This window comes from Bradyrhizobium sp. Arg237L (assembly GCF_029990105.1).
Classification (GTDB): Bacteria; Pseudomonadota; Alphaproteobacteria; order Rhizobiales; family Xanthobacteraceae; genus Bradyrhizobium.
Genome location: NZ_JAQMIL010000026.1, coordinates 1 through 10,171 on the forward strand (window position 1 = coordinate 1; position 10,171 = coordinate 10,171).

The 10,171-nt window shown below is 64.4% G+C and carries 9 protein-coding genes; 5 read left to right on the forward strand and 4 right to left on the reverse strand.

What is annotated here, in order from left to right; all coding sequences use genetic code 11:
* Window positions 1-200: 200 nt before the first annotated feature.
* On the reverse strand, window positions 201-599 hold the full coding sequence (locus OZ411_RS17590; RefSeq protein WP_282528963.1) for an MAPEG family protein: 399 nt from the start codon (window positions 597-599) through the stop codon (window positions 201-203).
* Between the two features lie 180 nt (window positions 600-779).
* Between OZ411_RS17590 and hemH the strand changes: the two genes are divergently transcribed.
* The 3 genes from hemH (at window position 780) to OZ411_RS17605 (ending at window position 3,618) form a co-directional block, all read left to right on the forward strand.
* The gene (gene hemH / locus OZ411_RS17595; RefSeq protein WP_282528964.1) at window positions 780-1,814 is read left to right on the forward strand and encodes a ferrochelatase; all 1,035 of its coding nucleotides are present in this window, start codon (window positions 780-782) and stop codon (window positions 1,812-1,814) included.
* 317 nt (window positions 1,815-2,131) lie between these two features.
* Window positions 2,132-3,130, forward strand: coding sequence for an SPFH domain-containing protein (locus OZ411_RS17600; RefSeq protein ID WP_282528965.1), 999 nt, complete (start codon window positions 2,132-2,134; stop codon window positions 3,128-3,130).
* Between the two features lie 41 nt (window positions 3,131-3,171).
* Window positions 3,172-3,618: an NfeD family protein gene (locus OZ411_RS17605; RefSeq protein WP_282528966.1), complete on the forward strand. Its 447-nt coding sequence runs from the start codon at window positions 3,172-3,174 to the stop codon at window positions 3,616-3,618.
* Window positions 3,619-3,681: 63 nt separating this feature from the next.
* Here OZ411_RS17605 and OZ411_RS17610 read toward each other — a convergent pair whose 3' ends face one another.
* Window positions 3,682-4,020 (reverse strand): helix-turn-helix domain-containing protein, encoded by a 339-nt coding sequence (locus tag OZ411_RS17610; RefSeq protein WP_130578706.1) that lies wholly within the window; start codon window positions 4,018-4,020, stop codon window positions 3,682-3,684.
* 74 nt (window positions 4,021-4,094) lie between these two features.
* Here OZ411_RS17610 and OZ411_RS17615 point away from each other — a divergent pair, with 74 nt between their 5' ends.
* Entirely contained in the window at window positions 4,095-4,634 is a 540-nt protein-coding gene (locus OZ411_RS17615; RefSeq protein ID WP_282528967.1) for a carboxymuconolactone decarboxylase family protein, read from the forward strand.
* A gap of 1,070 nt (window positions 4,635-5,704) precedes the next feature.
* On the opposite strand, the gene OZ411_RS17620 is transcribed toward OZ411_RS17615, so the two are convergent.
* Complete coding sequence (locus tag OZ411_RS17620; RefSeq protein WP_282528968.1) at window positions 5,705-6,718, reverse strand: KpsF/GutQ family sugar-phosphate isomerase; 1,014 nt, start codon at window positions 6,716-6,718, stop codon at window positions 5,705-5,707.
* 249 nt (window positions 6,719-6,967) lie between these two features.
* Here OZ411_RS17620 and OZ411_RS17625 point away from each other — a divergent pair, with 249 nt between their 5' ends.
* Window positions 6,968-8,641, forward strand: a complete 1,674-nt coding sequence (locus tag OZ411_RS17625) for an outer membrane beta-barrel protein (protein WP_282528969.1) — start codon at window positions 6,968-6,970, stop codon at window positions 8,639-8,641.
* 8 nt (window positions 8,642-8,649) lie between these two features.
* Here OZ411_RS17625 and OZ411_RS17630 read toward each other — a convergent pair whose 3' ends face one another.
* On the reverse strand, window positions 8,650-10,107 hold the full coding sequence (locus OZ411_RS17630) for a glutamate synthase subunit beta (protein WP_282528970.1): 1,458 nt from the start codon (window positions 10,105-10,107) through the stop codon (window positions 8,650-8,652).
* Window positions 10,108-10,171 lie beyond the last annotated feature (64 nt).

The following is a 10,171-nucleotide window of genomic DNA, read 5'->3' on the forward strand; positions in this document are numbered from 1 at the left end:
TCCCGCGAATCATCGTTCAACTCACGGAATCAGCGATCAAATTCCTTCGCAAGATGTGCGAATATGACAGCGGCGCGCGGGGAGAGGTCGGCGCGTAGCGCCGGGTGAGGGGCTCTCTCCGCGAATACAACTTCTACTTTTTTCGCGGAGACAGCCCCTCACCCCAATCCTCTCCCCGTAAGAACGGGGAGAGGGAGAACTCAGACCCTCAAAGACCCCCTTATCATCGGCAGGAAGAAGATCGCGACATTGATCGTGAAGCCGATGGTCCAGAGGATCGAGCGCAGGGTCGGGCGGTTGCCGAGATAGGTGAAGACGTAGGCGATCCGCACGATCAGGAACAGCACCGCGAGCTCATCGATCAGCCGCAAGGGTCCGACGCGGAATTCAGCGAGCAGCACCGCGAAGGCAAAGAACGGAAACGCCTCGATCCCGTTCTGGTGGGCGCCGAGCGCGCGGGCCCGGATCGGGTCGTCGTAGAAGGCGGGATCGCGCGGGTTGGAATTGTCGAAACGGCCGCTCGCGGTCCACTTGGCGGCTGCGATCGTCAACAAATACAGCATCAGCGTTCCGAACACGCACCATTCGGCAACCGTCATGGTTCCTCCCCGCATTGCGCCGAGAGCCTAGCTAGAGAGCATGATCCGGAAAAGTGGAAACCGGTTTTCCGAAAAGATCATGCTCAAACAGAGAGATTAGATCCTGATCCGATTTCGGATCAGGATCTAACGCTCGGTTGTCTTGACAAGAATGGGGCAACGCGCGAAGCCACGGCGGTCATGACCGTGGCCGTCCCAGTCGGAAACGCGATGCCGGCAGCGCAAGCCCAGCCGGATCGCATCGGCGTGCTGCTGGTCAACCTCGGCACGCCCGACACCGCCGACGCCCCGGGCGTGCGGGTATATTTGAAGGAATTCCTCTCCGACCCGCGCGTGATCGAGGATCAGGGGCTGCTGTGGAAGCTGATCCTCAACGGCATCATCCTGCGCACGCGGCCGCGCACCAAGGCGCTCGACTACCGCAAGATCTGGAATACCGAGAAGGACGAGTCGCCGCTGAAGACGATCACACGCTCGCAGGCCGAGAAGCTTGCGGCGGCGATCGGGGAAGACCATGTCGTGGTCGATTGGGCGATGCGCTATGGCAATCCCTCGATCCGGGCGGGGATCGAGGCCCTGACGGCGCGGGGCTGCAACCGGCTGTTGGTGGTGCCGCTCTATCCGCAATATTCCGCCGCGACATCGGCGACCGTCTGCGACGAAGCGTTCCGGGTGCTCTCAAGTTTGCGCGCGCAGCCGACCTTGCGGGTGTCCTCGCCGTACTATGACGATCCCGTCTATATCGATGCGCTGGCGGTTTCGATCAACGCGCATCTGGCGACGCTGCCGTTCGAGCCGGAATTGATCCTGGCGTCCTTCCACGGCATGCCGCAGAAATATGTCGACCAGGGCGATCCTTATTTCTCCCAGTGCGTCGCAACGACGGAAAGCCTGCGCAATCGCCTCGGGCTCGATGCCTCCCGGCTGATGCTCACCTTCCAGTCGCGCTTCGGCAACGATGTGTGGCTGCAGCCCTATACCGACAAGACCGTCGAAAAGCTCGCCAAGGATGGCGTGCGGCGAATTGCCGTCGTCACGCCCGGCTTCTCCGCCGACTGCCTGGAGACTCTGGAAGAGATCGCGCAGGAGAACGCGCACATCTTTAAGCAAAACGGCGGCGAGCAGTTTGCGGCGATTCCCTGCCTGAACGACAGCGAGCCCGGCATGGACGTGATCCGCCAGCTCGTGCTGCGCGAACTTCAGGGCTGGATCTGACGTCGGCGCGTAGCCCCGTAGCCCGGGTGGAGCCAACGGGTCGCGCGAACGCGCGCCCGATGACAGGCTCCACGCAACCCGGGGCCAGTCGCAAACGCGGATGCAGATGTCCCGGGTTACGCGTTCGCTTCACCCGGGCTACGGAAACGCGCATCCGCGTGACGGGCCCACACATCATTTACGTTCACAGGCTATATCTGGCAGCCTCGCGAACCGCTCCTTAACTATGTGTCAACCAACAGCCGGCTGAACCGGCGCCGCGGTTTTGCAGACCAAATGCAGGGCCGCGCCGGCTTTCGCCGGTCTTGGAGGACTTTATGAGTGGTTTCGACATTTTCGCCATCGCCCTTGTTCTGCTCGTCATCGTCACGCTGTTCGCCGGCGTCAAGACCGTCCCGCAGGGCTACGGCTGGACCATCGAGCGCTTCGGCAAATACACCCGCACGTTGCTCCCCGGCCTCAATCTCATCGTGCCCTATTTCGATCGCATCGGGCGCAAGATAAACATGATGGAGCAGGTGATCGAAATCCCGGAGCAGGAGGTGATCACCAAGGACAACGCCACCGTCACCGCTGATGGCGTTGCCTTCTTCCAGGTGTTCGACGCCGCGAAGGCGAGCTACGAGGTCGCCAATTTGCACCAGGCGATCACGGTGCTGACCATGACCAACATCCGCTCGGTGATGGGTTCGATGGACCTCGACCAGGTGCTGTCGCATCGCGACGAGATCAACGAGCGGCTCTTGCGCGTCGTCGACGCCGCGGTCTCGCCCTGGGGCGTCAAGGTCAACCGCATCGAGATCAAGGACATCGTGCCGCCGGCGGACCTCGTGGAGGCGATGGGCCGGCAGATGAAGGCCGAGCGCGTCAAGCGCGCCGACATCCTGCAAGCGGAAGGCCAGCGGCAATCGGAAATCCTGCGCGCCGAGGGCGCCAAGCAGGGACAGATCCTGCAGGCCGAAGGCCGCCGCGAAGCCGCCTTCCGCGACGCCGAAGCGCGCGAGCGCCTGGCGGAGGCTGAGGCGAAGGCAACGCAGATGGTGTCCGAAGCGATCGCCAGGGGCGACGTCGCCGCACTCAACTATTTCATCGCCGACAAGTACATCAAGGCGTTCGGGCAATTGGCTGATTCGCCGAACCAGAAGATCGTGATGCTGCCGATCGAGGCAACGAGCGTGCTGGGCTCGCTTGCCGGCATCGGCGAGATCGCACGCGCCACCTTCGGTGAAAGCACAGCTTCGGCAGCCGCCGCCGCGCGCCGCTCCTCGGTGCCGCCGACTGGGCCAACCCCGTCCCCGGTCGCGCCGCAGCGATGAGGGCGTGCTAGCATTGCGCCTGCGGAATTAGAGATCGTGTCATGACCGAGATGTTTTCGACACTGGGTACCTGGAACTGGCTGATCTTCGGCTTCATCCTGATGGCGCTGGAGTTGGCGGCGCCCGGCGTATTCCTGTTCTGGCTCGGGCTGTCAGCGCTCCTGGTCGGGCTGGTGTCGTTCGTCATCAATCCGGTTTGGCAGACGCAGTTCCTGATGTTCGCCGCGTTCGCGGTCGCCGCTGTGCCGGCATGGCGGCACTTTGCCAAGAGCGGGACCTCGGCAAGCGCGAGCAGCCCGTTCCTCAACCGGCGCACCGAAGCCCTGATCGGCCGCGAGTTCACGCTGGAGAAGCCGATCATCGACGGCTCAGGCACGGTGCGGATCGATGACACGATCTGGCGCGTCGCCGGCCCCGACGCCCCGGCCGGCAGCCGCGTCAAGGTGATCCGCGCCGACGGCGCCAGCCTGACGGTGGCGGCGGCGTAGCTCGGTCTCTTCACCTCTCCCTTCGGAGGGGATGTTTCCGAGCGTGCGGCACTGACCGTCGATTCACCCTTGGCGCTTGGTCCACTGCTCGGCGAAGCGGTGCAGCGGCAGGAAAGTTTCGAACAGCTCTCGTCCGAGCGCAGTGAGAGTGTACCCTTCGCCCGAAGCGAGTTCGACAAATCCGGCCTCGCGCAATTCGGTCAGCCGTGTCTGCAGGATGGTCGGGGACGCCTGGTCGCAGACCTCGCGCAAGGCGCGTGAGGTGAGGGCGCCGTCACGCAATTCCCAGATGATCCGCAAGGTCCAGCGCCGGCCCAACAGGTCGAGCAGCGCCATGATCGGCCGGCCGGTTCGGGAGCCGCGGACCGAGCGCTTTCCGGCGACTGAGGGGGACTTCGGCATCGCTGTTTCCTGCTTGCGTCTTGCTACAGATATTGTAGCGTGTTGCTACGTTTATTGTAGCAGAGGAGCCGGCCATGTCACGGATCGCCCCGCTCGAGCCGCCCTATGCGGTCGAACTGAAGGAGCAGTTCGACCGCATCATGCGCGGCGCGCCGCCGCTTCTGTTGTTTCGTGTGATCGCAAGCCAGGACCGCGCCTGGCAGAAATTCACCGCCGGCAGCCTCTTGGATCGCGGTCCACTGAGCTTGCGGGAGCGCGAGATCGTCATCGACCGCACCTGCGCGCTGACCGGCTGCGAATATGAATGGGGCGTCCATATCGCAACCTTCGCCGACGCCGCATCGCTGACCGAACCGCAGGTCCGCGCCACCGTGCACGGCGAGGCCGATGATCCCTGCTGGTCGCCGACCGAGCAGGCGCTGATCGCCGCCGTCGACGCGCTGCATCACCGCGCAACGCTGGGCGACGCCGAATTCGCGGCGCTGTCGGCGCATTATGATGACGCAAAGATACTGGAGATCATGCTGCTCTGCGGCTTCTATCGCACGGTCTCCTACATCGCGAACGGCCTGTCGTTGCCGCTGGAGGCGAAGGCCGCGCGGTTTCCGCAATAACGACGGCGTCGTTGCGGACAAGACGGTGTCACCACCCTTCGTCATTCCGGGGCGCGCCCCTTGGCGCGAGCCCGGAATCCATCGGGCCACGAGTGTCGCGGAGTAATGGATTCCGGGCTCGATGCTTCGCATCGCCCCGGAATGACTGTCCCCGTCATTGCGAGCCAACGGTCGCGCGAACGCGCGCCCGATGACAGGCTCCGCGAAGCAATCCATGCCTCCACAAGCGGCGCTATGGATTGCTTCGCTCCGCTCGCAATGACGATGTGGATGCTTTGGGTGCGACATAACAACCCGACGGGCAAATCACCGAAAGTCTGTCCAGATCGTCACGCGAAAATAAATCGCTTAACCCGTCGGGCAAATCAGTGATTTAACTCCGCGCGTCTTACCCAAGATGAGGGGCGGGTCGCGATCGTCACGAACGTTGCGGTGAGATGCGGTGGACGCGGGTGTCACGACTGACGAGCGTGGCGCGCGTGGACGGCGAAGTCGTGTGGTCCTGGCGCCCCGACGCTGGCGCTAAGTTTTTCGCGCAAACAAGTTTGCGCGAGAGGCGACGGTGGCAAGAAAGCCCGGTCACCGGGGAGAGCACGAAGTAAGCCGTAACACCATCGCGCAGGGAAAGCCGGAATGCTTCGGTTGAACCTGTGGTCCTACCCCGTGCTTTTTGTTGCACGGGACCCATGGGTGCAACCGGCACCCGGCTTTCCCTGCGCCCTCTGCTATCGAGGAGGGTGGAAAGTGACGCAAAGCTCGGGCGCAACGCGCCGCGAGAATGCGAACGCACATCCGCTCCGCTGTTTGACAATTGAATCATAAGTCGCGACGACGCTGTAGGGTGGGCAAAGCGAAGCCCACCACCATGAGCACGGCTTTGGATGGTGGGCACGCTTCGCTTTGCCCACCCTACAGCCTATCTCCTCACCTTGAGGAGACCGCGTAGCGGTCGTCTCGAAGGGCGAGGGTCTGACAGTCGTAGGATGGGTAGAGCGCATCATTCGCGCCGCTTGCTTCATCGCGATGGGTTTCGCTGCGCTCTACCCATCCTACACGCTCCCAATGCGAGCCTACGCTACGCCCGCGCGCAGGAAGTCGTGGAAATGCACGATGCCGACCGGCTTGCCGGCGTCGACGACGATCAGCGCGGTGACCTTCGAGGCGTTCAGCAATTCCAGCGCTTCGCCGGCCAGCGTGTCGCGGCCGATGGTCTTCGGATTCTTGGTCATGACGTCGTCGACGACGGCGGTCATCAGGTCGGAACGCATGTGGCGGCGGAGGTCGCCGTCGGTGACGATGCCGACGAGATGGCTGCGGCGGTCGACGATGCCGACGCACCCGAAACCCTTCGAGGTCATCTCGACCAGCGCGTCCGACATCCTGGTGCCGAGCGGCTTCAGCGGCACGGCCTCGCCGGCATGCATGAGATCGCGGGTATATTTCAGCATCGCCCCCAGCTTGCCGCCGGGATGCAGCACGCTGAAATCGGTTGAGGTGAAGCCACGGCCTTCCAGGAGCGCGATCGCCAGCGCATCGCCGAGCGCCAGCATCATCAGCGAGGAGGTGGTCGGCGCCAGATTGTGCGGACAGGCCTCGCGCGCCTTCGGCAGCGTCAGCGCGATATCGGCGGCCTTGCTCAGGCTCGAGCCCTTTTCCGCTGTCATCGCGATCACGGGAATGCCGAAGCGCGCGGCGTAAGAGATCAGGTTCTTCATCTCCGGCTGCTCGCCGGACCATGACAGCGCCAGGATGACGTCGTCGGCGGTGATCATGCCCAGGTCGCCATGGCTCGCTTCGGCAGCATGGACGAAGAATGCCGGCGTGCCGGTGGAGGCAAAGGTCGCCGCGACCTTGCGGCCGATATGGCCGGACTTGCCGAGCCCGGTGACGATCAGCCGTCCCTTGGCGTTGCGGATCATCTCCGCCGCAGCGGCAAAGGGCGCGCCGAGGTCGGAGCGGAGCGCGGCGTCGATCGCGGCGACACCGCTTGCTTCCGCCTCCAGCGTCCGCAGCGCCGATTGCACGGCGGCGTCAGCGGGCTCGGTGTCCGACGATTTCGGCATCAGCGGTTTGGGCTTGGCCATGTCTCTTTCCAGAGAGTCTGTTTCCAGGGAGGAGGGGCGGTGCGCCCAGAGCGCCTCCCTTAGCACGGCCGGCCGCGGGAGGCGACGCAGCCAGCCGCTCTCAACGAGCCATTAACCATAATTGTTTTAACTCCATTAAGGACGTTCTCGGCCCCGTTCCGCGTTTGCCGTGTAAGTCAAGGAATTTGTTGAGGTATTTCTATCGTGGGACGAGGGCGAGCATGGGGCCGGGCTGGGCGCGCGCGCTATTTGCGCACGCCTGTATGCCTTGCTGCGCTCGCGCTGAGCGGCCCCTTCGCGCAGGCCCAGACGGTCACGCCGGACCTGTTCAGCCCGTCGCGCACTACTCAGGTAGCGCCGCCTGATTCGCCCCTGCGCAGGACCGCGGCTGAGCTGGCCGATCCGCTCAACGATGCTCGATTGCGTGACCGGGATCGCGATGGCCGCGCGCCGTCGCGCATTGGCCAGGTGCCGTCTTACGGCCTGCCGGCTGCGAACGGCGCCTCGACCTCCGGCTATGACTCGCTCAACCGCAAGCGCCAGCAGCCGAAATATTATCCGGCGCAGGCGAGGCCGAAACCGCCGCCCGGCCCCGGGACGCCGCCACCCGCGCCACCGCCGAGGAATTTGGCCGGACAGTTGCGCCTGTCGATCCCGCCCTCGGACACCGCCAACAAGCCGCCGGTGCCGCCGGCGATGGCTGGCAATGTGGTGGGCCAGCCGCCGCGCAAGCGGCTCAGGATCGACGACGATCCGTTCGGCGCGGTCGGCGACTATGCCGGCAGCTTCCTGATCAAGTCCGCGGTCGAACTTAGCGCCGGCTATGAAACCAATCCCGGCCGGCTGTCGGTGCAGCGGGGCTCGCCGACGTATGTGATCGCCCCGGAATTCCTGGCGGTGTCCAACTGGGAGCGCCACGCGCTGGTCGCGGACCTGCGCGGCTCCTTCACCGGCTACACCCAAAACCTGACGCCGAATGCCGACGGCACAGCGCTCTCCGCGCCGCTCGATATCGATCGCCCCAACTTCATCGGCCATATCGATGGGCGGCTCGACGTCACCCGTGACACAAGGCTGCTGGGGCAGGCGCGGCTGCTCGTCTCCACCGACATCCCCGGCAGCCCGAACGTGCCGGCCGGCCTCGCCAGATATCCGATCTACACCACGCTCGGCGGCACCTTCGGCGTCGATCAGAATTTCAACCGTCTGCAGGTCTCCGCCGGCGCCACCGTCGACCGCACCGATTACCAATGGTCCAGGCTCACCGACGGCTCGTTCAGTTCGAACGACGACCGCAACTTCAGCCAGTATGGCGGCGTCGCGCGCGTCAGCTACGAAGTCAACCCCGCGGTGAAGCCGTTCGTGGAAATCCAGGGCGACAGCCGCGTCCATGATCTGCGGCTCGACCGCTCGGGCTTCGCACGCGATTCCGCGGGCGGCTATGCAAAGGCCGGCTCGTCCTTCGAGTTCTCGCGGCTGTTGTTCGGCGAAGTCTCGATCGGCTACGCCGCACGCGACTATCAGGATCCGCGGCTGAACCGGCTGGACGGCCTGCTCACCACGGCATCGCTGACCTGGACCGCGACGCCGTTGACGACGGCGAAATTCTACTCCGACACCCAGCTCGCCGAGACCACGCTGCCGGGCACATCAGGCGTGCTGGCGCGCACCTACACTGTCGAGGTCGATCACGACTTTCGCCGCTGGCTGACCGCGATCGGCAGGTTCACCTACGGCACGCTCGACTATCAGGGCGACAACCGCCTGGACAAGATCTACTCGCTGTCAGGCGATCTCATCTACAAGATGACCCGCAGCCTCTGGATCAAGGGCACCGTCCGCCACGACATATTGGACTCGAGCTCGCCAGGATCGAGCTCGCAGTCGACGGTCATGCTGCTGGGGGTCAGGGTGCAGAACTAGGCGGCGCCTTATCGCGGCAGATCCGTCTTGCCCATCAGGAACGTGTCGATCGCGCGTGCGCAGAGGCGGCCTTCGCGGATGGCCCAGACCACCAGCGACTGGCCGCGGCGCATGTCGCCGGCGGAGAAGACGTTGGGCAACGAGGTCTGGTAGTCGCTCGTATTGGCGCGGACGTTGCCGCGCTGGTCGAGCTCGACCGAGAGCTGCTTCAACAGGCCATCGTGTACGGGATGCACGAAGCCCATCGCCAGCAGCACCAGCTCGGCGTCGAGTTCGAACTCGGTGCCGGGCACCGGCTTGAACTTGTCGTCGACCTTGATGCAGTGCAGCTTCTTCACCTTGCCGCCAGTGCCCTCGAATTTCTGGGTCAGCACGGCGTATTCGCGGATCGCGCCTTCGGCCTGGCTCGACGATATCCGCATCTTCAACGGCCAGTTCGGCCAGGTCACGCCCTTGTTCTCGCGCTCGGGCGGCGCCGTCATGATCTCGAGCTGGGTCACGGACTTGGCGCCCTGGCGCAGCGAGGTGCCGATGCAGTCGGAGCCGGTGTCGCCGCCGCCGATCACCACCACATGCTTGTCCTTGGCGAGGATGTCGGTCACGCCGTTGAGCTGCTCACCGGAGACGCGGCGGTTCTGCTGCGGCAGGAAGTCCATCGCGAAATGGATGCCGTCGAGGTCGCGGCCGGGGATGGGCAGATCGCGCGGGGCTTCCGCGCCACCGGTCAGGGCGATCGCGTCATACTGGCTCTGCAGATCGCTCGGATCGATCGCGCCGGGGGCGTCGCCGCCGACCTGGGCACCGTAATGGAAGGTGACGCCCTCGGCCTCCATCTGCGTGACGCGGCGGTCGATGATGTCCTTCTCCATCTTGAAGTCGGGAATGCCGTAGCGAAGGAGGCCGCCGGCTTTGGCATACTTCTCATAGACATGCACGTCGTGCCCGGCGCGTGCGAGCTGCTGCGCGCAGGCCATGCCCGCCGGGCCGGCGCCGATCACCGCGACCTTCTTGCCGGTCTTCTCGGCCGGGATCTCCGGCTTGAGCCAGCCATTGTCCCAGGCGCGATCGACGATCGCGCATTCGATGGTCTTGATGGTGACCGGGTTGTCGTCGATGTTGAGCGTGCAGGAAGCCTCGCACGGTGCCGGACAGATACGGCCGGTGAATTCAGGGAAGTTGTTGGTCGAATGCAGGTTGCGCGAGGCTTCTTCCCAGTTGCCCTGATAGACGAGATCGTTCCAGTCGGGGATCTGGTTGTTGACCGGGCAGCCGGGCGTGCCCGGCGCAACCGATCCGGTGCCGTGGCAATAGGGAATGCCGCAGTTCATGCAGCGCGCGGCCTGATCGCGGAGGTCCTTCTCGCTGAGCGGAATGACGAACTCGTGGAAATGCTTCAGCCGCTCGGTGACCGGCGTGTACTTGCGGTCGTGCCGCTCGATCTCGAGGAAACCTGTGATCTTTCCCATTAAGCCTGAGGCCCCTGCACCCTGGTTCGTCTTGTTTCGTTCGTCATTGCGAGGAGCGATAGCG

Coding starts and splice junctions, on each gene's coding strand:
- OZ411_RS17590 (WP_282528963.1), bottom strand. CDS start 599: ATGACGGTTGCCGAATGGTGCGTGTTCGGAACGCTGATGCTGTATTTG.
- hemH (WP_282528964.1), top strand. CDS start 780: ATGACCGTGGCCGTCCCAGTCGGAAACGCGATGCCGGCAGCGCAAGCC.
- OZ411_RS17600 (WP_282528965.1), top strand. CDS start 2,132: ATGAGTGGTTTCGACATTTTCGCCATCGCCCTTGTTCTGCTCGTCATC.
- OZ411_RS17605 (WP_282528966.1), top strand. CDS start 3,172: ATGACCGAGATGTTTTCGACACTGGGTACCTGGAACTGGCTGATCTTC.
- OZ411_RS17610 (WP_130578706.1), bottom strand. CDS start 4,020: ATGCCGAAGTCCCCCTCAGTCGCCGGAAAGCGCTCGGTCCGCGGCTCC.
- OZ411_RS17615 (WP_282528967.1), top strand. CDS start 4,095: ATGTCACGGATCGCCCCGCTCGAGCCGCCCTATGCGGTCGAACTGAAG.
- OZ411_RS17620 (WP_282528968.1), bottom strand. CDS start 6,718: ATGGCCAAGCCCAAACCGCTGATGCCGAAATCGTCGGACACCGAGCCC.
- OZ411_RS17630 (WP_282528970.1), bottom strand. CDS start 10,107: ATGGGAAAGATCACAGGTTTCCTCGAGATCGAGCGGCACGACCGCAAG.